Origin of the sequence: Pseudoalteromonas sp. SS15 (assembly GCF_049257195.1) — a bacterium.
Classification (GTDB): Bacteria; Pseudomonadota; Gammaproteobacteria; order Enterobacterales; family Alteromonadaceae; genus Pseudoalteromonas.
Map to the genome: position 1 here is coordinate 22,853 of NZ_JBMMUD010000007.1, position 23,643 is coordinate 46,495.

A 23,643-nucleotide genomic window follows, 5' to 3' on the forward strand; every position below is an offset into this window, starting at 1 on the left:
GCTAAAAAGCCGTCAAAACGACGGCTTTTTTATGTCTAAAAAATGATACCGGTGTCATTTTAAATGGCTTTTTTATGACACCGGTATCATTGAAATTATTCAAGTTTTTTACCAAATTTATGCCTTTTTAACCCTTCCAAAGGCTCGAATATCTCAATTTCATCTGTTACTATAATTTCAGCTTAAGAGTATTAAGAACTCAGAGCTATCCCGTTCAATTCTCACATTTAGGTAATAACATGACATCAAGCGCTACTCGTTTTGTCGATTTAACTGCAGCTGAACTTGTCGAACACGCAATTAGCCGTGGCGAAGGGACTTTAGCCGCAAATGGAGCTTTCGTAGCTAAAACTGGCCGTCGTACAGGTCGTTCACCAAGTGATCGTTTTATCGTTAAAGAGCCAAGCACCGAAACTGAAATCCAATGGGGCAATGTTAACCGTCCTTTCGATGCTGAAAAGTTTGATGCGCTATGGGCACGTGTAGAAGCACACGTACAGGAAAATGACCACTTCGTCTCTCACCTAGAAGTTGGCGCAGATCCTGAACACTACCTTCCAGTTGTTGTAACAACTGAAACAGCGTGGCACCACATCTTCGCTAAGAACATGTTTATTGAACCTAAATCATACAATGCATCAGATTTACCTCAGTGGCAGATCTTAAATGTACCTTCATTTGTATGTGACCCTGAGCGTGATGGCACAAACAGCGATGGTACAGTTATTATCAACTTTGCACAGCGCAAAGTACTACTGGCAGGTATGCATTACGCCGGTGAAATGAAGAAGTCGATGTTCTCTGTTCAGAACTTCCTACTTCCTGCTAAAGGTGTTTTACCAATGCACTGTAGTGCAAACGTTGGTGAAGCTGGCGACACAGCCTTATTCTTCGGTCTTTCTGGTACTGGTAAAACAACTTTATCGGCAGATCCAACACGTTTCCTTATCGGTGATGATGAGCACGGTTGGGCACCAGGCAGCGTATTTAACATCGAAGGCGGTTGTTACGCTAAGTGTATCGACCTTTCGCAAAAGAACGAGCCAGTTATCTGGAACGCAATCAAGTTCGGTACAATTCTAGAAAACGTAGTACTAGATGAAAACCGTGTACCAGACTTTAACGACACAAGCCTAACGCAAAACACGCGTGCAGCTTACCCACTAGAGCACGTTGAAAAGCGTAAAGTTGAAAACCGTGCTGGTGAGCCAAAAGCAGTTGTGTTCTTAACATGTGACGTAAGTGGTGTTTTACCTCCGGTATCTGTACTTTCTGAAGAAGCCGCGGCTTACCACTTCTTAAGTGGTTACACAGCGAAAGTAGGTTCAACTGAAATCGGTTCAACGTCTGACATCGAGTCAACGTTCTCAACTTGTTTCGGCGCACCATTCTTCCCTCGTCCAGCTGGCGTTTACGCAGAGCTTCTAATGAAGCGTGTACGTGAGTTTGGCGCGAAAGTATACCTAGTTAACACAGGTTGGACTGGTGGTCCTTACGGCATTGGTAAGCGTTTTGACATCCCTACAACACGTGCTGTTGTTGATGCAATCGTATCTGGTAACCTTGCTGATGTTGAAACTCAACACATCGAGTCACTAAACCTAGACGTACCAGTAGCAGTACCTGGTGTTGCAACTGAACTTCTTAACCCAATCAATACTTGGGAAGACAAAGAGAAGTACGCTGAGTACGCAGCTAAATTAGCAACTGACTTCCAAGCTAACTTTGAGAAGTACGATGTATCAGAAGCGATTAAGCAAGCTGGTCCTCGTGGCTAATTAGCACAACCAATTCCTTTATCAAAAGCGCCCCTCGTTGGGCGTTTTTTTGTGCCTAAAATACAGCATATTGACCTGCTTATACCAACCCTCTTAACTAAGTGATCTATTTTGAGGCAAGGAAAACTAGTCGATAGCGAGGCTAAAATTTATTATTTAGTTGTTCTAAATAATAAATTTTTAACGAAGCTAGCGTCAGTTTTAGCCCCTTAAAATGATTGTGTATTATTGGGGATTGGTATCACTATTAGTCGAGGATTAATATTTTCTATCCTGATTTGCCGTCAGCTTACTATTAAGAAAGTTTTAATAGAAATGTCTAATGAGCACTCGTTGACGAATATGAGCTTTTCCTCATATCAACCAAGATAAACATATTAGCTTCATAGATATAGCTCAGTGGGCATTGATTACGTCGCTCTAACAGCTACTATCTTAAACGTTTAGTTAAGCCTCCCCCAAAAAAAGACTCTATACCCTCGGTAGCACCGACTTTATGTCGGGTTTGTATTTCCTTTTTTAGCCCTCGACACAACTGACACCATCTACTTTAGATAGACTCCATACTGACAACAAACCCAATTCAAGGTACCACTACAAAGAGACAGCGATAAGAAGCTATGACTAGTTATCATAGCCCTGGCTAGCAAGCTGCACACTGGCGATATTATCGCGAGTAATCAACAAAACTTGCTTTAACTTTACAGAATAAAAGAAGCTAAACCGTTCGGTTTCTGTGACTAGCTTTAAATGGTCAAAACGAAGCATAGATTGCTCATGAATTGACACTGGGTTTACCAAGTCAACTTGATAAACCTTCCCCCCTTCTTGGAGGACTCGTTCTGCATCAAGGCGGCCGATTAAAGCTGAATAAATCAGTGGTAAACATAGGAAAGCAAATATACCTAAAATAAGCGGATTCACTTTATAAAAAGGCCGCCATGTCTCAAACCAGCTTCTCCAACCTACACTCTGCTCAGCACGCTTTGACTTAGCTTTCTCACTTTTTTGTATTAAGAAAAACCCGATTGCCATGGTGCTTATCGCTCCAATGCAAGAATATAAAATTTGCGGTGTTGCCAAAAACGCCATGAAGAAATCAACCAGCTCTAGATATTTAATAATGTCCACGCCAACACCACGTCCAAGTACATAGAGATAAATTAAACCTGAGAAGCTGAGCGCCAGATAAGTTAAGGACAACAACACACTAGGATTTTCATAGAAAAATACTTTGCTTTTTTCTAACGAAGATTTAAACCAAGCGAAGTAGGCTTCATCAGTTGTGATCCGATTCATTCACCCACCCTGCTTTACATTAAAAATAGTGGCGATATTTCCCAGAGGTACGACTACCGATTTTTTTGTATCGGGGTGGTAAATAAACACATACCGACTTGTGCTGGCCACCACTTTTACTGCATTTAATTTTGTAATCGTGTTACCTAGCCAATTCACCGGGTAGTTAAAACTGACTTCGACTAAATCTGACTTTGAGTGTTTGATGGCACTTGCTTGACTCTCTGCCAAAATATTTGCACTAAAAAAGATTGCGATAACTGAAGAGCTAAAGCCATATAAAGCATGGACCTTCAAGAATGGCCGATTCATGGCACTCATAAACTTACCAATAGATAAAAATTGAATACTTGAAGAAGCACGATCTATAGGGATAAAGAAGGCGAATAGTAGCAGAAAGGCGACGAATGCTCCGAGTAACCAAAAGCTTGAAAAAATAATCGTAAGAAAATCACCGAGCCCAATGTGTTTTAGCCCATCAAAACCAAAGTGAGACAACAAACACGTCAGATAGTACAGACCTGCACCACTTGAAACTAAGTAAATTACAGCAGGCAAAAGACTGGGGTTAACTTTTAAAAAGCGCTTCACTTCAAGCAACTGTCGAAGATAACGAAAATGATAAACGCGAGTTAAATGATCCATATTTATGCTTTTATTTTTTCTTTGATTTTAACGTTATCGCTGCTTTATGTCATTAATGGAACAAACACAAAAAACGCGACCTTGGTCGCGTTTCTTTTACTTTTACTTTTACTTTTTAAAAGTGATTACTGGAATACCACGTTCTCACTGCCAGGTAAGGCTTGGAACTCGCTAACCAGTTGCTCACAATCTTTAAGAATATCTTTTTCAAGACGTTCTTCAGCACGCCAGCGCTCAGTGTCCATTTTGAAGATTTCTTTTTTAGAGTACTTCTTACGTGCATCGTGCGTCGGCATGTCTTTTACCACTTCATACATTTGATGAATACCCGGGTAAGTTTCTTCTAGGTTAACTTCTTTCTCAAAGCCATATTGAGAGATAAGAACCCATATACGCAAACACCCTTCAGAATACTCACATTGCTTTTGATTCATGGCTTTAGCAATAAGGTTAATACTGTCAGCAAGCTTGGCATTACGCTCTTGACGCTTTTTCTTTTGCTCAGCTTCATGTTCTGCACGCTTTTTGGCAATGAGTTCATTCTGGGCTTTCACTTGCCAAATCAGCTTACCTGCATAAAAAGATAAACCAGCAATAATAAGTGCACCAATAACCAGTGCAATGATCCACTCAGTTGCCATTATTTATACTCTTCCTCTTCATCGTCGTCATCAAACCACTCATTAGCCAAATCGTCTGACATGAAGTTCTCTAATGGATCATCTTCAATGATGTCGTCTTCTTCAAACTCATCATCAATACCGAGTAGCTCGCATAGCTCTTGGTGGCGTGCTACTGAGCGATTGAAGAACTTAGCATCTTTACCTGTGATCAACTCACCACGTTCATGTTGCTCCAGTAGCTTCATTAGACGTGGATCATTTTCTAGCTGCTCTAATTCTTGCTCAGGTGTGAGTGATGGCTTCACTTCTTTTAACTCAACCTGAGGTTTCAAGTGACGCATCATCTTAGGCGCAGCTGATTCAGGCTTAGCCGCTTCTGGTTTCAAGCTAATGGGTTTTTTACTGCCTAAACGCTTGTCTTTATTACCCGAGCCAGCAGTTACTTGCTTGTCTTCTTTAAGCGCCTCTGGTGCATTACGCGACCCAGCTTTGGCGCCCTTAGACTTTTTCTTGCGCTGGTCTTTTAGAGCGCGGAGCTCTAATAGCTTTTCTTTACTTAAACGCGGGGTGCCCGTTTGAGCTACCTTACGTGATTTTTTCTTTCTAGTCATAAATCTTCTCTGTCGTTACTTTTTCGACTTAGTTAATACAATGACGTCATTGCCGATAAATTCAACCTGACAGTCAAAGCGCGCCGCGACATAGTCAAATGTTTCACGGCTAAAGAATGCGATATGGGTTAAATCATTTTTATAGTGCCACTGAGCAAACCGATTTTGATCAATAATCAGTTTAGTCATCAATACCAAAGGACCGCCAGCGTCGAGTAGTGACAACAATTTTGCTAACACCTCTCCGGGCTGAGATAGGTGCTCAATCACTTCAGTGCACGTTATGAAGTCATACGTTTTAGTCAGCACTTCGGGCTCGTTTGCATAGAACAAATCAAAACAAGCCATTTCAAAGCCTACTTCTTTGAACATTTCTGCCAATAAAGGCCCTGGCCCACAACCAAAGTCTAAGCCCTTGCTGTGTGAAGGTACTCTTTCTATCGTCGGCTCAAAAGCACGAGATAAAAAGCGACGATAACCTTCATCATGTAAGCTATTTTCGTGAGTATCGTAGATGGCTTTTTCATCTTCAGGAGATAAACGATCTCGCTCATCAACAATCACAAGTGCACACTGCGTACATTGTAAATAACGGCGACGTTTATCTTGGTGATAAGGCTGTAACTCATCTGAGCCACATAAACCACATACTGACATGATGAATAAGATACCGACTTTGAAATTGGTCGGCTATTGTACCAGCAAAGCACCGCGGCACAAATAAAAAGGCGGCAGAGATTGCTCTCTACCGCCTATCTAATCTGAGCGTCACAAACTTGGACACTTCTCCCTTCGACTTTTTTAAGCCTTATTATTATTTTTATTTACTATCCGTATTTTTATTAGTGCTTCCGTACATAGTCCATATTGTTTTTATTTTATACTTCCATGAGACTATTTTTTATTTTCGGTCTTCCTAACGCTTTCTTGTTCATCCATAGAGTACCAAGTTAGTACTAACTATTGCTGCCTACGCTTCCAGTTGCGATGTTTCCATTTTGTTTTGTTGTCTTGGCAACACGTAGTAATCTACTCCTTAATGATTTTGTTACAACTGGTTAATAACCTTTTTTTTGAAAAGATCTGAATCAGCTTTATGTGATCAAAATAAAAACAATAACTTACACTTATTTAATAGATAAATTTAAGCAATAACTTACACGTATCTATGGCAAATGTCTTACAAATGGAATGGGGATTATCTAACAAATATTCGGGGATCAAAAAAGGCAGCCAAGGCTGCCTTTTGACTAATATATAGTTTATTATCAGAAAGATAACTAAACTATACTACTTTAGTAGCTTAGCGATTAGTGTAAGCCACCTAAGTACTTAGAAAGTACTTCAATATCTTTGTCTGTTAATTTCTTCGCGATATCACGCATCATGCCATTCATGTCATTGTTACGTGAACCATCACGGAACTTCTCAAGCTGCGCTTTGATATATTCAGGATGTTGGAAAGAAATTTTCGGGAACTTAGCAAGTGATGTACCGTTACCACGTGGACCGTGACACGCTGCACATGAAGGAATACCGCGCTCAGCATCACCAGCCATGTATAACTTTTTACCTACTTCAACTACGTCTTCAGGCGTTGTACCTGCACTCATAGTTAGAGAAGCGAAATAAGCAGATAGGTCTTTCATATCTTGATCTGAAAGCGGCATAGCCATACCACTCATTACAGGATCCATACGACCTTCTTTACCACCAGACGTCATACCTAGCTTAAACTCTTTTAACTGCTTATAAATATAGTCAGCGTGCTGACCTGCAATTTTTGGATAAATGTTTACAGGTGCGTTGCCATCTGGACCATGACACGCGGCGCAAGTAGCAGCCTTCGCTTTGCCTGCTTCGGCATCGCCATCAAATGCTAGTGCGTTGCTCGCTGACAAGCTACCAAGCAACATCGTTAAAGTTAATGCTATTTTTTTCATGGTAAATTCTCTGTTTCCGACCCTGTAATTAATACCTAGCGATTGAAACACCTATTTTCAGGGTTGCTAGGGAAAAATCAATGCTATTTTTACTTTGCTAGTTGGCTATTCTACACGATTTAAATTTTTCTGGCACGTTTTCTACTCATATTAGACTTATAAATTATAGGGTTTTGACCTAGATTAATTTTAAAAATCAATAAAAAAGTCATTTCACACTGAAATCATCTGTAAATGCTTGCTTTTGCCAAATAACTAACTGGTATAAAATAGTCTAATTAATATCTTCAATCTGTCAGGAGAGCCCGTGATCAAGTCACGTATGAAATACCAAACAGCCACATTTATTACCAGTGCACCAGATATCAGCCGTCTACCAATTGATTCTGGTATTGAGGTCGCATTTGCTGGCCGTTCGAACGCGGGTAAATCAAGTGCATTAAATGCACTAACCGATCAAAAGCTAGCAAGAACCAGTAAGACCCCGGGTCGTACGCAACTTATCAATACCTTCGAGTTAGATGAAGATAAGCGTTTAATCGATTTACCGGGTTATGGCTTTGCAAAAGTCCCTCTTGAGATGAAGAAAAAGTGGCAACGCGCGCTGGGCGAATACTTACAAAAGCGTAAGAGTCTAAAAGGCATCGTTGTCCTAATGGATATTCGTCATCCACTTAAAGATTTAGATATGGATTTAATTAACTGGGCGGTCGATTCAGAAATCCCAGTATTAGCGTTATTAACCAAAGCAGATAAATTAAAGCAAGGTAAGCGTAAAGCTGAAGTGCTTCAGGTTAAAAAGAAATTAGCTGAACTCGACGCAGACATTACCGTATGTGCTTTCTCTTCATTGAAAGGCATTGGCTTAAAAGAGCTAGCTTGGAAACTTGATGACTGGTACTTAGGCCCTTATAAGCCTGAAGATGACGTTGAAACAGAGTCAGAGCCTGCACAGCCAGACTCTGAGTAAGTACGTTAAGTCAGATAATATGACTGCCCCGCTGAGTTAAGATAGAGACCTTTGCCATCTTGCTCAGCGCTTTCTGCCCACTGATAATAAACCGCCCTATTTACCCTTGCCGCCAAGCCATAGTTCAACTTTAAGTAAGGCACTTCTTGCTCTTGATATAAACGAGTTTCGATTTCAAACTCACCCAATATTGGCCATTCTCGTTCAAGATTATCTTGGCAAACAATCACATTACCTTGCTCTGAACTTATTACTCGCCAACCAACAATGATAAATGGCACATCTTCTACATCAACCTCACACTGTTCTGCAGGTGTTGTAACGGTATAAACCCCGTCCTGACACTGCAATACACTGGCAAATAACCGGCAAAGTGCTTGCCTTTTAATCTCGGAGTCTTGGTAGTACCAACGCCCTTCTTTATCAATGCGAATATCACCGCTACTGCAAGTTTGTTGTGGCCACTTTTCGGTTGGCGCGTGCGGCGTCAGTAACGCCGCTTGTAATTCATTCAGACTTTGCATTTCTAACTAACCGGCTCCCGGGATAACTAAAAGTCTTGCTGGTTAAATACCAAATTAAAGGTCACAGGCACAGATTTCGCAATGCTGGCTAGCCCTGCAATTTTACGTAACGCTTCGATACCTTGTTCAAGTTTATAATCAGTGGCATTCACTAAAACTGCTTTAGTCGGGCTAACGATTAATTGCCTTGCCGTTTGCACAACCGCAAGGTCTAACATGAGCTGTTGCTTTTGACCATGCAGGTTAAGTGTCACCGGTACTGACTTTAGTACCTGATGGCCAAGTTTTAAGCTGCCTAGATACGGCGCCAAATCGGCTTCAATCACAGCTTTAGGAAATTTCGCAACATTAAACAACATCTTTTGCATACGCTCATTACGAATAGGGATCAGCGACTCAACACTCGCCAACTCAATGACCATACTTAATTGATTGTCATCTATCTGCGCTGCAAGTTTTTCAAAATGATGGTTTTCAGCAATGCTATTTTTCTTAATAGAAGTGAAGCTCAGTTGGCTTGCATCATTATCTAGCTGCCATGCGGCAAATGCTTGAGTCGACAATAAAGACAGAGAAAGAAGTAAAGGTTTAAGCATGACGAGTCCTATCTAAAATTATGTATTAAAACTATTACGGTATGAATTTGAAAACCGATTTCGCAAAAATTTAATTAATGTCAGAAAGGTACAGTGTAACTGTCGAGGAATTATGAAGGAATTAAAAAGAATAAAAGTCGTGAAGAAAAAAACGGCCCTCGAAAACTAGGAGGGCCGCTATAGCAATTCTGGGGAGAAGCTATCAATACTCTGTATCTTCTTGCGAGAGATACATCATCAACAGGATGTCCTACAGGATGAGGACGCGCGCACTGTAACAAATGGATACAAAAAAATAAATGCCAAAAAGCAAAACTTAGGCCAATTTGATATTTTTTAAACATTCTGTTGTCTAAGTTTACGCTTTTTTTACTTTACAGCCCTTGTAAGCCCCGCTATATCTGAGTACTAACTTAATTGCTCTATTTTCTTCAGACATAAAAAAAGAGGCTAAAAGCCTCTTTTTAAAGTTCTAGTAAGCTAATTAGTGTGCTTGTTCCCAGTTGTCGCCGTAATCAGCTTCAACTAACAATGGCACATCTAAACTGGCCGCTTCGCTCATTAAAGAACAGATACGTTCACTAAACGATTCAACTTTATCTTTCGCAATTTCAAATACTAATTCATCGTGTACTTGCATAAGTAGTTTGATGTCATTGGTCGTTTGCGTAGCAAGCCATTCCGCCACTTTTAACATGGCTTTTTTGATGATATCAGCTGCTGTACCTTGCATTGGTGCGTTGATCGCTGCACGCTCTGCCGCTTTACGACGCGCGCCATTTCTTGCCTTGATATCAGGCAGATGCAAGCGACGGCCAAATAGCGTTTCGACATACCCTTTTTCAGCTGCTTCTTCGCGCGTACGTTCCATATATTCAAGTACACCCGGGAAGCGCTCAAAATACTTATCCATATAATGTTGTGCTTCATTGCGCGGGATATCGAGCTGACGCGCTAAACCAAACGCACTCATACCGTAGATCAAACCAAAGTTAACCGCTTTTGCTTTACGACGCATATCCGAGGTGACCTCTTCAAGCGCTACACCGAATACTTCTGAAGCCGTTGCACTGTGAACGTCTTTACCTTCAGCAAATGCTTTCAATAAACCTGCATCTTGTGACAAGTGCGCCATAATACGCAATTCAATTTGGCTGTAGTCCGCCGCTAAGATCACGTGCCCTTCATCGGCAATAAATGCCTGACGAATACGACGACCCGCTTCGTTTCGGATCGGAATATTCTGTAAGTTTGGATCGCTTGAGCTTAATCGACCTGTTGCGGTCACAGCCTGATGATAAGAGGTATGTACACGACCCGTTTCAGGGTTCACAAGCTTAGGCAGCTTCTCAGTATAAGTAGATTTAAGCTTAGCTAAACCGCGATGCTCGATAATGAGTTTTGGTAACGGATAATCATGCGCTAATTCTTGCAGTACTTCTTCAGCCGTTGAAGGGGCACCTTTAGGGGTTTTCTTCAATATCGGTAAGCCAAGCTTGTCGAATAAGATTGCCTGTAGTTGCTTGGTCGAACTTAAATTAAATTCTTCCCCTGCGATCTCGTACGCTTCTTTTTCAAGCTCGGTCAGACGCGCAGCGATTTCGACACTTTGCTCGGCCAACATTTGGCTATCGATTTTCACACCGGTACGTTCGATGTCTGATAACACAGATAGTAACGGCAGCTCAATCTCGTTAAATACAGGGAGTAGATCTGATTGCGCTTTCAGCATAGGCCATAATTGGTTATGCAGACGCAATGTGATGTCCGCGTCTTCTGCGGCGTAAGGTGCAGCTTTTTCTAACTCAATTTGATTAAATGTCAGTTGCGCTTTGCCTTTACCGGCAATTTCTTCAAAGCTGATATTCTTATGGCCTAAGTATTTTAGTGCCAGCGAGTCCATATCATGACGTGTGCCCACACTATTAAATACATAAGACTCGAGCATAGTATCAAAAGCGATACCATTGAGTTCTAAGCCGGCTCGGGCTAATACACTCTTATCGTATTTAAGGTTCTGGCCCACTTTTTTCACACTGTCGTCAGCTAAAATTGGACCTAGCACTTTGAATACTAACTCTTTCGAAAGTTGCTCCGGCGCACCCATGTAATCATGCGCAATCGGTAAGTAAGCGGCTTCACCTTCAGTCACCGCAAAGCTCATACCGACTAAGTCAGCTTGCATATAGTCTAAGCTGGTTGTTTCGGTATCAAATGCCATAAGCTCAGCACTTTTAAGCTTTTCGGCCCATGTAGTTAACTGTGCTTCAGTTAAAATGGTTTCGTAATGCGCTTCAATTTTTTTCGCTTCAGGCTGTGCTTGCTCTGCTGCTGTTTTAGGCGCTTCTTTACCGTCGAGTAATTCACTGAGCCAACGCTTAAATTCACATTGCCCATAAAGCTCGATCAAACGATCTTTATTTATATCAGCAATCGCGAAAGTCTCTAGGTTTTGCTCAACTTCAACGTCTAGTTTAATGGTCGCTAATTCATAAGACAGCTCTAGCTGCGCTTTATGTTCTTCGAGTTTTTTAGCCATGGTTTTAGAACCACGGAAACCAAGACCTGCAATGTCATCCAGTCTTTCATAGAGTGATTTAATAGAACCAATGCCTTGTAGCATAGCCAGTGCAGTTTTTTCACCCACACCAGGTACACCTGGGATGTTATCGACCTTATCACCCATCAGGGCAAGATAATCAATGATAAGCTCAGCACCAATACCAAACTTATCAACCACCCCTTGTGGATCTAATACGGTGTCAGTCATGGTATTAATTAAGGTGACATGCTCATTCACGAGCTGAGCCATGTCTTTGTCGCCCGTGCTGATCAACACATGACGTTGCTGCTCAGACGCAATACGCGCAAAAGTACCAATCACATCATCGGCCTCAACGCCTGTGATGCTGACTAAAGGTAAACCCATCGCTTTGATGATCTCATGGATCGGTTCAATTTGCGTACGCAGATCATCAGGCATTGGCGGGCGATGCGCTTTATATTCGCTGTACATTTCATTTCTAAATGTCGGACCCTTGGCGTCAAATACCACAACCATATGGCTCGGGTTAAATTGCCTAACCAGGCTCTTCAACATATTGATCACACCATAGATGGCCCCCGTCGCTTCACCTTTTGAATTGGTTAAATGCGGTGGAGCATGATACGCACGGAATAAATAAGAAGAACCATCGACCAAGATCAAAGGATTTTCGGGGATCTGAGACATAATTTAGTGGATCCTAAATGAACTTTTAAAAACCCAGTAAGGATGCCATAAGCAAACGGATAACTCGAGTAATTATGTCCAGATAAAGCCTATTCGAAGCAGAACAATCTGTGGATAACTTTGTAGATAAAGATGTAAATATTCAGGTTGTAAATTTCAGGATCGAGAAAACAGCCCTAAAACCTTTGATTTTAAGGGGGTTTAACATTTTGCGCTTAAACAGAAATATAAAGCGAAATGTGGAAAAGCTATTTTATTGGCGGCCATTGCCACTGTTATTATTTACCACTCTTCCAAAGCGGGCGGACATACTACCAAGATTTGATCAGAGATCAAACAAGATCCTTTATAATTTTTTGATCTGAACATACACTACTTTCAATATAAATAGGTTTATCAACTTTAAAGAAGGAAAAACCATGAAGAAAGTCGCGATAATACTAAGTGGCTGTGGCGTGTTTGATGGTGCCGAGATCCATGAGTCTGTTCTAACTATGTTGCATTTAGAAATGGCAGGAGCAAGTTACCAATGCTTCGCACCAAATATTGATCAACACCATGTGGTTAATCATCTTAACGGCGAAGAAATGGACCAAAAGCGCAACGTACTTATTGAAGCTGCACGGATTGCGAGAGGTGAAATACATGACCTTGAGACGCTTAATGCAAATGACTTTGATGCACTCGCGATCCCTGGTGGTTTTGGCGTAGCGAAAAACTTAAGTGACTTTGCGTTTAAAGGCGGTGAGTCAACAATTCTTGCAGCTTTAAAAACTGCTTGTGAAGCATTTAATCAGCAAAAGAAACCTATCGCTTATGTCTGTATCGCCCCTGCATTGGTTGGCCATATACATGCTAAAGGTATCAAAGCAACCATTGGCAATGACGCAGACACTGCCGCTGCTATGTCTGCATTAGGTGCTGAACATATTAACTGTGCAGTTGATGACATAGTTATTGATGAAGTTCAAAAGGTAATTAGTACGCCAGCCTACATGCTTGCTCAGTCTATTTCAGAGGCATCCGCAGGTATTCAAAAAGCCATGGCCAAGCTTGTAGAGTTAGCTTAATCCGCTCTAAGTCAGTGGCTAAAATTGCGTTAACGCAAAAAATAATCAGTTTTTAGTCTAATTTGCCAAGTTAACGTTTTATAAATCAATAGGTGGCGTTATAATCGCGTGATTATTCCGTCATCTATCGTGATTGAGCACATCACCAACGAAGTGAGCAAGACAAATGAAAAAACTTTCAGCAGCTTTATTATTGCTATCAACAACTGTTTACGCACAACCTTTTGATAACGCTTTAACTGACGAAGCGATTAAAAAACGCTTAGCACCAGTAGGTTCAGTATACTTAGCAGGTGCAGCAGCTGCCGCTCCAGCAGCGCCTACCGGCCCTCGTTCAGGTGAGCAAGTTTATCAGGTGTCATGTGCTGCTTGTCATGGTACAGGTGCACTAGGCGCGCCAAAAACAGCTGATGACTGGGCTGCTCGTTTGACCAAAGGTCGTGAGTTATTAGTAGAGCATGCAATTAATGGTTTTAATGCAATGCCTCCTCGCGGTACTTGTATGGATTGTTCTGATGAAGAGATTGCAGCAGCAGTCGATTTCATGACTAAAAAGTAATACTTTTTAATGAGAGGTGACCATCACCTCTCATTTAAATTCAATTTTTCTCAACTCCCCATTTTGTTCCCTATTTTCTCCTTGACCCTCCATGACAAAAGTGGAATCATAAGCTTAATAAATAAGCAATATTAATAATAATTGGGTAAAATCATTGGAAGATCCCGCACTTTTAGCTACTCGCCTAAAGTATAAAAATAAGAAGCTAAACAAGCTCTTACAAAAATACAAACAGCGAGATCAATTACAGAATGCACTCATACAATTGTCTGAGCTGGCGAATACTGTGGCTGAGCTAACTCTGCTGTACCCGGCTATTCACGATATTCTTAAGCAATACTTACCTAGCAACAGCTTTTACGTCGTGTTGCAAAACCAATATACCCAGTCCCTAGAGTTGTCTTATTTCATTGATGAAAAAGACGGCATCTCTGTGCCAATTCAAGAGTCACATCACTTTTCTGAAGGCGTCACCGGTTTTACTTTTAGAAAAGGCGAAACCGTTCATATCAATAAGCAAGAAATGAGTCGTCTTAGTGAAGAAGGCCAGTTCAAATTGCTTGGCACACCCGCTGAACACTGGCTAGGCGTGCCTATCCGCCAAAATAGACACATTATTGGTGTGATGGTGACACAAAGCTATGAAGCTGATCTCAGCTATAATGAACAACAAGTGGAGCTACTTGAATTTATCTCACTTTATTTGGGTACAGCCATAGAGCGCGTTAAGAAACGTGAGTTACTTGAATCTGAAGTAAAAATTCGTACTCGTGCGGTCATGCAAAGTAACGAAGCGCTAAATAAAGAAATAGAAAGTCGAAAACGCGCGTTAGAGCGCCAGCAAATTCTTTTCAAAATCTCAGAGCTAGCAACACAGTTTACTGACATCGACGATGTATACAAACAAGTACATCGTATTATTCGCTCAATTACGTTCGCTGATAATCTCTATATTGCTTTATATGACAAAGAATCTAACTGGTTAAGTTTTCCTTATTGCATCGATGAAGTTGGTGATTACTGCCCACGCCCTTTTGCCAATGGCTATAGTGAGCTTGTTATTAGTACAGAGCGCAGCCAGCTAATTAACCGTGAGCGCGCTGACAAGCTTATAAAGCAACAAATCGTCATTCGCAGCGGTGATGATATTATTAAACCAGCAAGTAGTTGGATGGGTGCCCCGCTCAAAACCGCAAATGGTGTTATCGGTCTCATTGCTTGCCAAGCTTACGACGATGCGTATGAATTCACGCATGAAGATCTTGAACTTATTTCGTTCATTTCAAATCAAATTGCATCGGTTTTACAAACACATCTTGCCAATCAAGCACTGAAGCTAAGCCACCAACAGTTAGAACAGCGCGTTGCAGATAAAACCAAAGCATTACAGCAAAGTAATTTGCATCTACAAATGCAAATTGAAGAGCGTAAAAAGATTGAAAAGCAGCTCTATCACGACGCCCATCACGATCCGCTGACAGGTTTGCCAAATCGCAGTTTGTTCTTAACTCAATTAGAAAAGACATTACTCAAATATCAAAGACACCCTGATTATAATTTTTCAGTACTCTTTATTGATTTAGATAAGTTCAAAGAAATAAACGATGAGTTAGGCCATCAAGCCGGTGATCAATTCTTAATATGGGTCAGTAAAGCTTTTGGTGAGTGTATTAGAGATCATGATTTACTCGCTCGTCTTGCTGGTGATGAATTTGTCATTTTATTAGATCACCTCAGTGATAAACAACAAGCTGAAGACGTCGCTAAACGCATTATAAAAGTGATGCAGCAGCCGTTCGTAATGAAAGGGCAAACCGTTTACAGTGGTGCTAGTATTGGTATCACCTATTCAAACAAACGCTATCAGCATATTGACGAAATTATTCGCGATGCCGATGCCGCTATGTATTACGCTAAAAATGCAGGCAAAGGTCGTTATGAGTTTTACCATCCTCTACTGACCGCAGGTACCACCTCAAATAAAGTTGAAGCTGAACAACATAATTTAAGTAGCTTAACGACACACTTTAGGTCAACCGATGTCATCGACTTCTCAAATAATCAAGTACAGCTACAGTTACTCGAGATCTTCGGCAATCATCCTATTTTAGGTAGCACCAGTTTTGATGTGTTAAAGAAGTTCACTGCTGAGAAAAATGAATTACTCGATCTCGAGTTTGCTTTGTTGAAAAAAGCGCTGATCTTGAGTGAAACACATCATCAAGAACTTTTATTTAGCTGTGCCGCAGTCGTACTCGAAAGCGATAACTTTACACACCTCTGCCATTTACTAAAACAGCATAAACATAACGTGTGCTTATTATTTAGTGAGGAAGAGCTCAGGTTTGCTTCTAGTACGCAATTGCAAAACCTCGAAGCCCTTACGCAGATGGAATTTGCCGTTGGCCTTAATGACTTCGGTAAAGATCGTTGTGATTTAAGCCTGATCAGTAAAATTAACTTTCAGTACTTACTACTCAGCTCGACTTTTAGTAAACGTGTTTTACAGCAACCTTGTTACGAAGTGCAACTACAAGGTGTGTTAGCAGTGACTAAGATGCGTCACTGCAAAGTGATTGCCAAAGGCCCTGCTATTCTCAATTTCAGAACCTTATTAGAAAACCATGGCTTGCAGTTATTCTTCGGCAAGCAAGTTAACTACGATAAAGATCCCCGCGGCAATGCACTTTTTGATCTCACCTCTGAGTCAGAACCTCTATCGCTTTAACATAGCACGTAAATTAGCAACCCGCGCTTGGCCTGATTGCATGCGTTCTTGTTGTGATTGCACCGTTTTCTTCTGACCTTCAATTTGTAAATCATCTTGTGGTAACTCTTGCACAAATCGACTCAACTCCGGTGTTGATACCTCGCCAAACTGACGGCGATTCTTAGCATATGTCATAGTCAAGGTTTGCTGCGCGCGAGTGATCCCCACATAGGCAAGACGACGCTCTTCCTCTACATTGTCTTCATCAATACTGGTCTGGTGTGGTAAAAAGCCCTCTTCCATCCCCACCATAAAGACATGCGGATATTCCAAACCTTTCGAGGCATGCAGTGTCAATAACTGTACCGCATCGCTATCGTCTTCTTCTTCGTTGCGCTCTAACATATCGCGAAGTGTTAGCTTACTAACGACTTCGGGTAAGGTCATCGGTGGGTTATCGGCATCACCCGTTAACATATCAGTGATCCAACGATATAGCTCAGAGACATTTTTCATACGCATTTCAGCCGCTTTTGCACTAGGCGATGACTCATATAAATAGGCTTCATAATTAATTTCACGTACCATGTCTTTTACCGCTTCCAATGTGTCTCCACGCGTTGCTCTATCTGATAGCTCAACGACCCAGCGAGCAAACCCCATCAGTGCATTAAAACCGCGCCCTGCAAGTCGACTTGCCAGCTCAGGCTGAAAGCATGCTTCGAATAAACTGATGTGTTTTTCGTTAGCTAAGCTACCTAACTTCTCAAGCGTAACGGGGCCAATTTCACGTCTTGGTGTATTCACAATACGTAAAAATGCGTTGTCATCGTCCTGATTCACCAGTAGGCGTAAGTACGCCATGATGTCTTTGATTTCGCTTCGCGCAAAGAACGACATGCCGCCACTGATTTTGTAAGGAATGCGGTTACTCATCAGGGCTTTTTCAAACACTCGCGCTTGGTGGTTACCGCGATATAAAATCGCGTAATCTTTATAACTGGTACGCTTCATAAACTTATGGGAGATGATTTCGGCAACTACGCGTTCTGCTTCGTGCTCTTCGTCTTTGGTCGCTATCACACGAATTGGGTCGCCATACTCTAGCTCACTGAATAACTGTTTATCGAATTCATGGGGGTTATTGGCGATCAAAATATTCGCGGCTTTTAGAATTCGCCCTGCACTTCGGTAATTTTGCTCCAACTTAATCAAGCGTAATCCCGGGAAATCTTTTGACAGCAATACTAAGTTTTGCGGCTTTGCCCCACGCCAAGAATAGATTGATTGGTCATCATCCCCTACCACGGTAAAGCGCGCGCGTTCACCCACCAGCAATTTAACTAACTGATACTGACTGGTATTGGTATCTTGATACTCATCCACCAGCAAATAGCGAAAACGCGCCTGCCAGCGCTCTCTCACATCTGGGTTTTGCGCCAACAACAAAGTGGGGATCATGATTAAATCATCAAAATCTAACGCGTTATATGCGCGTAACTGCACCGCATAACGGGCGTAGAGTTGCGCGAACAAGGCTTTCTGTGGTTCACGGGCTTCGCGAATAGCGCGCTCAGGTAAAATAAGTTCGTTCTTCCAACTGCCAATTTGCATCTTCAGCAAATTAAGTAGATCTTTATCTCTATCTAACTCTTTTTCGGTCAACTCTGCCAAAAGTTGGTGGGTGTCTTGATCGTCAAATAACGAAAAGCCCGGTTTAAATCCCAGTGTTTTTAGCTCTTTTTTGATGACCTCTAAACCCAAGGTGTGAAAGGTAGAAACCCATAGACCTTTTGCCTCTTGCTTGCCCAGCGTTTGCCCCACACGCTCTCGCATTTCTTTTGCTGCTTTGTTGGTGAAGGTTACCGCAGCAATGTTTTTTGCTTGGTATTCACAATGTTGCACAAGGTAAGCAATTTTGTTGGTAATTACGCGCGTTTTGCCTGAGCCTGCGCCCGCTAAAACGAGGCAAGGGCCACTGATATATTTAACCGCTTCATCTTGTTTTGGATTGAGTTTCATTTTTGGCAGGTCCGAAATTCTGGGGCAGTAATTCTATCGCAAAGCCTAGTGAGTCTCTAGAACTCATTTGATCTAGAAAGGTGCCGAAACTAAACCGAATTTGCTACTATGTCGTAACTTAATTAATCGCCTCCATATCAGGTAATCAATCATGATCAACCCAGCTAAAATTGAAGAGATCGCCAAGCAGATTTCTAGCAACATGCCACAGGGTGTAAAAACTCTAGCAGAGACTTTCGAGTCAAAAACCAAACAAGCTATCCAGAATAAGTTAACTGAGATGGACTTTGTCAGCCGTGAAGAGTTTGATATTCAATCACAAGTGCTGATCAGAACTCGTGAAAAGCTGATGCAATTAGAAGAAAAAGTTGCTCAGCTTGAGGCGAAACTTGCTGAGCAAGATCCTGCTGAGAAGGCGGAATAAGCCAATTCTATTAGTAAAAAGGAGCCTAGCAGCTCCTTTTTACTTTCATGTACTCATTTAAGATAACGCTCGGCGATATGTTCTACCGCCTGACGATGCATTAGGTCCACTTCACTGCCATGGCAAGTTTGCGAGTTGAGCGCTTTCAACAAGCCATCTTCTAAACCATACACCCAACCATGTACGGTGAGTTCTTGCTGTCTATACCAAGCGTCTTGCACCACATTGGTTAAACACACATTGCGCACTTGCTCAATGACATTCAACTCACACAGGGCTGCACAACGCTGTTGCTCAGCGACACTCGACAACAACCCTTGATGCTTTTCTTTTACATCGGCAACATGCCTTAACCAATTATCTATCAAGCCTAATCGCGCTTCATCAAGAACGGCTTGCACGCCACCACATCCATAGTGACCAACGACCATAATGTGCTTCACTTTTAACACTTCAACAGCGTATTGCATCACTGATAAGCAATTATGGTCGGTATGAACCACCACGTTTGCCACATTGCGATGCACAAATAGCTCACCCGGCATTAAATCAACAATTTCGTTTGCTGGCACCCGAGAATCAGAGCAGCCAATCCACAGATATTCAGGTTTTTGCTGCGCAGCGAGTTTGCTAAAAAATTCAGGGTGCTTTGCTTGTGTGCGCTCTGCCCAAGCTTGGTTATTTTGCAATAAATGGTCGAGTTCACACATAATCTAGCCTTAGTTTGTTATTTTATTTGCCTGAATGAGTATGTTGCGCGGCGTTAGAGACTTTTCACAAAACTCACTGAGTTCCACATCATAGCCCGCCTGTTGCAAATACAATGCTCTATCTAGTACCAACCACAATTCAATGGCGCGTCTGAATATATGCCTGACTAATTCAATACGATCGGTGATTTTCTTTCTTTGCTCACCTAAGTACAGGTAATGCTGATAGTCACATGACTCAGGTAACTCTACCTGCTTTTGCTCCGCCGCCCATTGACAGAAATCAGCAAACTCACCAGAAAATATTTGTTTATTGATAGAAGGCACGCTGACATAACGCTCGATGCCCGTCACTTCTCGACGCAACGCATCAAAACCTAAGCGCCAAGTAACCTCTGTTTGCCTAACCTTAGTCACTCTGCTCGGCGCCGTAACGGTTTCTTGCAGCGCTAATTTCATATCACTGTGGGTTAATTGCAGTGTGCTTTGTTTACCCTCTGCACTCATGGCCTCATAAGTCGGCTCGGTAAACAAGTGATAACAGCAAGGCGATAAACTAATTTTGTCACACTCCGCTTTAATGGCCTGCTGCATAAAGACCTGATGCAAACGACCACAAGCATGGAGAGCCACGGCATGTTGTTGCTGGGTAAAACAGTCATCGGTGATGTCTTGTAACACATCCGCACAGCGAAAGTGCATGTTTAAACCCTGCTGTTTTGCACTATGCTGGCCTTGCTCACACAAATTGGCTTGTAATTCGACACTTTGTACATGCTGCGCCCCCTGATGTGCCAAGATACGGCCTAAATGCCCTTTCCCTGCACACCATTCTAAGACTGGCTGCTCACCATTATCCAGGTGTGACACGAAATCTTGTAGCTGCAGTAATTTACGACCTTTAATGCCGTTACTGAGCCAAAAAGGCAAATCGGCTCTTTGCTGTGCGCTATAAGGTAGGGAAATCAACTGTGATAACTCTTCGACTGCAGGAATAAAATCAGCAAACACTTCATAAAGACGAGTTTGATCTGCGTCTAGTTCTCGTACCTGCTCGTCACTGAGCTCATTTAGAAAATGTGTTAGCTGTTCATCGCACCAAGGAAATTCACTGTAATCAAAAGCAACGCACTGCCAATAGGCGCGTGTTTGCTGCAAGCAATGATCTAACTGAATAAATAATGACGATAACGGCACAACACTTCCCCGACGCGAAAAATGGCTATTCTACCTCGTTTTCATTTTCTTGTGCTGACTCATTCAGCTTGTAGCGACGCTTTTTGGTGAATATAAGGTGTAAGTAGAGAGGAATACTGAATAAAGTGACTGCACACGCTGCTATCAACATCCATGACCAAGGAAAAAGTGGCTCTGACGGTTTGAGCTCATAAATAAAGCGCTCTCTCACCGCGTCATATTGCGCCATATCTAAGCCATAAATTTGTCCTATCCATCGCCAATGTAATTCTGACATATTACCAATGATCACCCCCGGTGGAGCGATGTAAGGGCGGAGCTTTTCAGCTTCATAAGAAATTTGTTCTTTGATTTTATGCGTTGCATATTTTTGATAAGTTATATCGATACTTTCTTGTAAATGCAGCATGGCATAACGCCACCCTTGCAAGCTTGCTTGTTTAAACTTTTCCACTAGTTCAGGGCGATGTTTTAGCACGTTTTCACTCGTAAACAGAATATCGGAATACAAGTTAAGGCCATATTTTTTTGGGCAAATTTGTCGAATAGCCACACCTTGCTGCTTCATCTCAAACGGTTCATTAGAGGTATAAACTTGCAGGGCATCGAATTTGCCCGCTTTAAAATCAGCGATTGGCTCAAAGCCCGCATATAATGAAATATCATCTTTGCCGACTCCAGCTTGCTCTAGCATCAGCATCAACTCTGCCACACCAAGATGGCTGACTCGTTTACCTTTAAAATCTGCAGGGTTATAGATGTCACTGTCAGCTTTAACCATCCAACAGTAAGGAGAAGATTGCAACATAGCAGCGATCGCCACCAGCGGTTTACCTTGTAGGCGTTCGGCTAAAATACCTGAGTGAGTTACTCCAAAATGCGCCTGACCTGAAAGCACTTTAAAGTGGGTGTCGGGGTCTTCAATATCGGCCGGAATAATCGTGACATCCAAACCCGCACGCTCATAAAAACCTTTTTCCAGCGCCATATAGTAGCCTGCAAACTGAAACTGATGGGTCCACTTTAATTGCAGTACCACAGACTCTAATGCAAAGACTGGAGAAAGAAAAAATAACAGTAAGCTTATCAAGCTAAACCGTTTGAGCATGAAAGTCCCTTGTTCTTCTAATTAATTAGGCGTGACTAAACTATAGAAAAACAAGGGTGATTTGCAAGCACTAAGCGCTTAACTTGCTTGCTGTTGTTCAAGCTCTTGGTTCTGTAAATACTGAGCAAAACACGGGTTGTCGGTCTCGTCCCAATACTTATACCCTAACTTAGCAAGATGCAGATTAAATAAATTCAGTTGCTCTGGCGCAATATCAAATGCCGCAAGCACATTGCCCTCTGCCGCACCGTGGTTGCGATAATGGAATAAAGTGATATTCCACTCACTACCCAGCGTTTCTAAGAAACGTGCTAATGCTCCTGGATATTCAGGGAACTCAAAACGGAAAAGATGCTCATTCAATGGCACTGGCGGTTTGCCCCCCACCATATACCGAATATGCAATTTTGCCAGCTCGTTATCTGAAAGGTCTTCAAAGCCATATCCATTGGTTTGCAGTACTGACTTAACCTCATCTAATTCTGGCTGCCCACCGCGCAAGCCAACGCCTACAAAGATTTGTGCGTCTCCTTCACCAGCATAACGGTAATTAAACTCAGTGATGGCTCTGCCCCCTAAAGCATGACAAAAGCGCTTGAAGCTGCCTTTTTCTTCTTTAATCGTGACACCAAAAAGTGCCTCACTTTTTGCACCCAACGCGGTGCGCTCAGCAATATAGCGTAAGCGATCGAAGTTTAAGTTAGCACCCGACAAAACTGCAGCGAGTTTAAGTCCAGTCTGACCACATTGTTTGCTCCACTTAGTTAAGCCCGCCGTGGCCAATGCACCTGACGGCTCAGCGATAGCGCGTGTGGCAACAAAGATATCTTGCACTGCAGCACAGATTTCGTCTGAGCTCACAGTCACCACTTCATCACAGAACTTTTGCGCTAAACGAAAGGTTTCTTTACCGATGATCTTTACCGCAACACCGTCTGCAAAGCTGCCAACTTGCTCAAGCTCAACTGGCTCACCCGCTTTCAGCGCCGCATCTAAACAGGCACTCTCAGCTGACTCAACACCAATGACTTTAATGTCTGGACGAAGAGACTTAATATAAACCGCCATTCCCGCAAGCAAACCACCGCCGCCAACAGGTATAAATACTGCATCAAGGTTGTGTAATTGTTGCATTAATTCACGAGCAACCGTGCCTTGTCCGACGATTACATCGGGGTCGTCAAACGGCGGCACAAATACCGCTTCTTGTTGCTCAGTCAGTGCATAGGCATGGGCTTGTGCGGCATCAAAATTATGACCATGTAATACTACTTCGCCGCCAAGATTACGTACTGAGTTTACCTTGATATCAGGCGTTGTGACGGGCATCACTATGGTCGCTTGATGACCTAAATGCGCAGCGCTGAGCGCCACACCTTGGGCGTGATTTCCTGCAGATGCGGTGATCACTTTACTGCCCTTAGGCAATTGGCGAAGCTTATTGTAAGCACCACGTAATTTAAATGAATAAACAGGTTGTTGATCTTCGCGTTTTAAAAACACCTGCTGGTTAAGTTGCTTGCTAAGCGAGGTCAGTTCGCTGACCTCTGTGACTTTCGCGAGCGGAGCCATATCCGCTTGGATGATGGCCCGAAAGTAATCGAGCTCTTGTGCCACCATGA

20 protein-coding genes are annotated in these 23,643 nt (G+C 42.3%); 6 read left to right on the plus strand and 14 right to left on the minus strand.

Going from position 1 to position 23,643, the window contains the following annotated elements; all coding sequences use genetic code 11:
- The first annotated feature begins 239 nt into the window (after positions 1–239).
- The gene (locus tag AAEU28_RS14935; RefSeq protein ID WP_058031243.1) at positions 240–1,778 is read left to right on the plus strand and encodes a phosphoenolpyruvate carboxykinase; all 1,539 of its coding nucleotides are present in this window, start codon (positions 240–242) and stop codon (positions 1,776–1,778) included.
- Positions 1,779–2,402: 624 nt separating this feature from the next.
- Here AAEU28_RS14935 and AAEU28_RS14940 read toward each other — a convergent pair.
- From AAEU28_RS14940 to AAEU28_RS14965, 6 genes are all read right to left on the minus strand, one after another.
- Positions 2,403–3,077 (minus strand): hypothetical protein, encoded by a 675-nt coding sequence (locus AAEU28_RS14940; RefSeq protein WP_421964869.1) that lies wholly within the window; start codon positions 3,075–3,077, stop codon positions 2,403–2,405.
- A complete protein-coding gene (locus AAEU28_RS14945; RefSeq protein ID WP_421964870.1) occupies positions 3,078–3,722 on the minus strand; it encodes a hypothetical protein in 645 nt (214 codons plus the stop codon). It lies immediately after the preceding gene.
- A gap of 125 nt (positions 3,723–3,847) precedes the next feature.
- Positions 3,848–4,363 carry a DUF2489 domain-containing protein gene (locus tag AAEU28_RS14950; protein ID WP_058031246.1) on the minus strand — a complete coding sequence of 172 codons (516 nt, stop codon included), beginning with the start codon at positions 4,361–4,363 and terminating at the stop codon, positions 3,848–3,850.
- Complete coding sequence (yihI, locus tag AAEU28_RS14955) at positions 4,363–4,956, minus strand: Der GTPase-activating protein YihI (protein ID WP_421964871.1); 594 nt, start codon at positions 4,954–4,956, stop codon at positions 4,363–4,365. Before yihI ends, AAEU28_RS14950 begins: the two co-directional genes overlap by 1 nt.
- 15 nt (positions 4,957–4,971) lie before the next feature.
- Positions 4,972–5,613 (minus strand): class I SAM-dependent methyltransferase, encoded by a 642-nt coding sequence (locus AAEU28_RS14960; protein WP_421964872.1) that lies wholly within the window; start codon positions 5,611–5,613, stop codon positions 4,972–4,974.
- 653 nt (positions 5,614–6,266) lie between these two features.
- A complete protein-coding gene (locus AAEU28_RS14965) occupies positions 6,267–6,899 on the minus strand; it encodes a c-type cytochrome (RefSeq protein ID WP_058031249.1) in 633 nt (210 codons plus the stop codon).
- A gap of 307 nt (positions 6,900–7,206) precedes the next feature.
- Here AAEU28_RS14965 and yihA point away from each other — a divergent pair, with 307 nt between their 5' ends.
- A complete protein-coding gene (gene yihA / locus AAEU28_RS14970) occupies positions 7,207–7,869 on the plus strand; it encodes a ribosome biogenesis GTP-binding protein YihA/YsxC (protein ID WP_421964873.1) in 663 nt (220 codons plus the stop codon).
- Between the two features lie 5 nt (positions 7,870–7,874).
- On the opposite strand, the gene AAEU28_RS14975 is transcribed toward yihA, so the two are convergent.
- The 3 genes from AAEU28_RS14975 to polA all read right to left on the minus strand — a co-directional run bounded on the left by AAEU28_RS14975 (position 7,875) and on the right by polA (position 12,221).
- On the minus strand, positions 7,875–8,393 hold the full coding sequence (locus AAEU28_RS14975; protein WP_421964874.1) for a DUF1285 domain-containing protein: 519 nt from the start codon (positions 8,391–8,393) through the stop codon (positions 7,875–7,877).
- Positions 8,394–8,419: 26 nt separating this feature from the next.
- Positions 8,420–8,989 carry a YceI family protein gene (locus AAEU28_RS14980; protein WP_421964875.1) on the minus strand — a complete coding sequence of 190 codons (570 nt, stop codon included), beginning with the start codon at positions 8,987–8,989 and terminating at the stop codon, positions 8,420–8,422.
- 484 nt (positions 8,990–9,473) lie between these two features.
- On the minus strand, positions 9,474–12,221 hold the full coding sequence (polA, locus tag AAEU28_RS14985; RefSeq protein ID WP_421964876.1) for a DNA polymerase I: 2,748 nt from the start codon (positions 12,219–12,221) through the stop codon (positions 9,474–9,476).
- 419 nt (positions 12,222–12,640) lie between these two features.
- On the opposite strand from polA, the gene elbB reads away from it, so the two are divergent.
- The 3 genes from elbB to AAEU28_RS15000 all read left to right on the plus strand — a co-directional run bounded on the left by elbB (position 12,641) and on the right by AAEU28_RS15000 (position 16,578).
- Positions 12,641–13,291 carry an isoprenoid biosynthesis glyoxalase ElbB gene (elbB, locus tag AAEU28_RS14990; protein WP_421964877.1) on the plus strand — a complete coding sequence of 217 codons (651 nt, stop codon included), beginning with the start codon at positions 12,641–12,643 and terminating at the stop codon, positions 13,289–13,291.
- A 166-nt stretch (positions 13,292–13,457) separates the two neighbouring features.
- On the plus strand, positions 13,458–13,850 hold the full coding sequence (locus tag AAEU28_RS14995; RefSeq protein WP_058031255.1) for a c-type cytochrome: 393 nt from the start codon (positions 13,458–13,460) through the stop codon (positions 13,848–13,850).
- A 154-nt stretch (positions 13,851–14,004) separates the two neighbouring features.
- Positions 14,005–16,578, plus strand: a complete 2,574-nt coding sequence (locus AAEU28_RS15000) for a diguanylate cyclase domain-containing protein (RefSeq protein WP_421964878.1) — start codon at positions 14,005–14,007, stop codon at positions 16,576–16,578.
- Here AAEU28_RS15000 and rep read toward each other — a convergent pair.
- Positions 16,567–18,582, minus strand: coding sequence for a DNA helicase Rep (rep, locus tag AAEU28_RS15005; RefSeq protein ID WP_421964879.1), 2,016 nt, complete (start codon positions 18,580–18,582; stop codon positions 16,567–16,569). The two genes, AAEU28_RS15000 and rep, sit on opposite strands and share 12 nt — an antisense overlap.
- A 151-nt stretch (positions 18,583–18,733) precedes the next feature.
- Between rep and ubiK the strand changes: the two genes are divergently transcribed.
- The gene (gene ubiK / locus AAEU28_RS15010; RefSeq protein ID WP_421964880.1) at positions 18,734–19,006 is read left to right on the plus strand and encodes a ubiquinone biosynthesis accessory factor UbiK; all 273 of its coding nucleotides are present in this window, start codon (positions 18,734–18,736) and stop codon (positions 19,004–19,006) included.
- Positions 19,007–19,059: 53 nt separating this feature from the next.
- Here ubiK and can read toward each other — a convergent pair whose 3' ends face one another.
- The 4 genes from can to ilvA all read right to left on the minus strand — a co-directional run bounded on the left by can (position 19,060) and on the right by ilvA (position 23,641).
- Positions 19,060–19,716, minus strand: a complete 657-nt coding sequence (gene can, locus AAEU28_RS15015; RefSeq protein WP_421964881.1) for a carbonate dehydratase — start codon at positions 19,714–19,716, stop codon at positions 19,060–19,062.
- A 9-nt stretch (positions 19,717–19,725) separates the two neighbouring features.
- Positions 19,726–20,913, minus strand: coding sequence for a methyltransferase (locus AAEU28_RS15020; RefSeq protein WP_421964882.1), 1,188 nt, complete (start codon positions 20,911–20,913; stop codon positions 19,726–19,728).
- A gap of 25 nt (positions 20,914–20,938) precedes the next feature.
- On the minus strand, positions 20,939–22,021 hold the full coding sequence (locus tag AAEU28_RS15025) for an ABC transporter substrate-binding protein (protein ID WP_421964883.1): 1,083 nt from the start codon (positions 22,019–22,021) through the stop codon (positions 20,939–20,941).
- A 78-nt stretch (positions 22,022–22,099) separates the two neighbouring features.
- The gene (gene ilvA, locus AAEU28_RS15030; RefSeq protein WP_421964884.1) at positions 22,100–23,641 is read right to left on the minus strand and encodes a threonine ammonia-lyase, biosynthetic; all 1,542 of its coding nucleotides are present in this window, start codon (positions 23,639–23,641) and stop codon (positions 22,100–22,102) included.
- Positions 23,642–23,643 lie beyond the last annotated feature (2 nt).

Bases quoted from the DNA above. Each gene is read 5' to 3' on its own strand.
- AAEU28_RS14935 (WP_058031243.1), top strand. From the start codon at position 240: ATGACATCAAGCGCTACTCGTTTTGTCGATTTAACTGCAGCTGAACTT.
- AAEU28_RS14940 (WP_421964869.1), bottom strand. From the start codon at position 3,077: ATGAATCGGATCACAACTGATGAAGCCTACTTCGCTTGGTTTAAATCT.
- AAEU28_RS14945 (WP_421964870.1), bottom strand. From the start codon at position 3,722: ATGGATCATTTAACTCGCGTTTATCATTTTCGTTATCTTCGACAGTTG.
- AAEU28_RS14950 (WP_058031246.1), bottom strand. From the start codon at position 4,363: ATGGCAACTGAGTGGATCATTGCACTGGTTATTGGTGCACTTATTATT.
- yihI (WP_421964871.1), bottom strand. From the start codon at position 4,956: ATGACTAGAAAGAAAAAATCACGTAAGGTAGCTCAAACGGGCACCCCG.
- AAEU28_RS14960 (WP_421964872.1), bottom strand. From the start codon at position 5,613: ATGTCAGTATGTGGTTTATGTGGCTCAGATGAGTTACAGCCTTATCAC.
- AAEU28_RS14965 (WP_058031249.1), bottom strand. From the start codon at position 6,899: ATGAAAAAAATAGCATTAACTTTAACGATGTTGCTTGGTAGCTTGTCA.
- AAEU28_RS14975 (WP_421964874.1), bottom strand. From the start codon at position 8,393: ATGCAAAGTCTGAATGAATTACAAGCGGCGTTACTGACGCCGCACGCG.
- AAEU28_RS14980 (WP_421964875.1), bottom strand. From the start codon at position 8,989: ATGCTTAAACCTTTACTTCTTTCTCTGTCTTTATTGTCGACTCAAGCA.
- polA (WP_421964876.1), bottom strand. From the start codon at position 12,221: ATGTCTCAGATCCCCGAAAATCCTTTGATCTTGGTCGATGGTTCTTCT.
- elbB (WP_421964877.1), top strand. From the start codon at position 12,641: ATGAAGAAAGTCGCGATAATACTAAGTGGCTGTGGCGTGTTTGATGGT.
- AAEU28_RS14995 (WP_058031255.1), top strand. From the start codon at position 13,458: ATGAAAAAACTTTCAGCAGCTTTATTATTGCTATCAACAACTGTTTAC.
- rep (WP_421964879.1), bottom strand. From the start codon at position 18,582: ATGAAACTCAATCCAAAACAAGATGAAGCGGTTAAATATATCAGTGGC.
- ubiK (WP_421964880.1), top strand. From the start codon at position 18,734: ATGATCAACCCAGCTAAAATTGAAGAGATCGCCAAGCAGATTTCTAGC.
- can (WP_421964881.1), bottom strand. From the start codon at position 19,716: ATGTGTGAACTCGACCATTTATTGCAAAATAACCAAGCTTGGGCAGAG.
- AAEU28_RS15025 (WP_421964883.1), bottom strand. From the start codon at position 22,021: ATGCTCAAACGGTTTAGCTTGATAAGCTTACTGTTATTTTTTCTTTCT.
- ilvA (WP_421964884.1), bottom strand. From the start codon at position 23,641: ATGGTGGCACAAGAGCTCGATTACTTTCGGGCCATCATCCAAGCGGAT.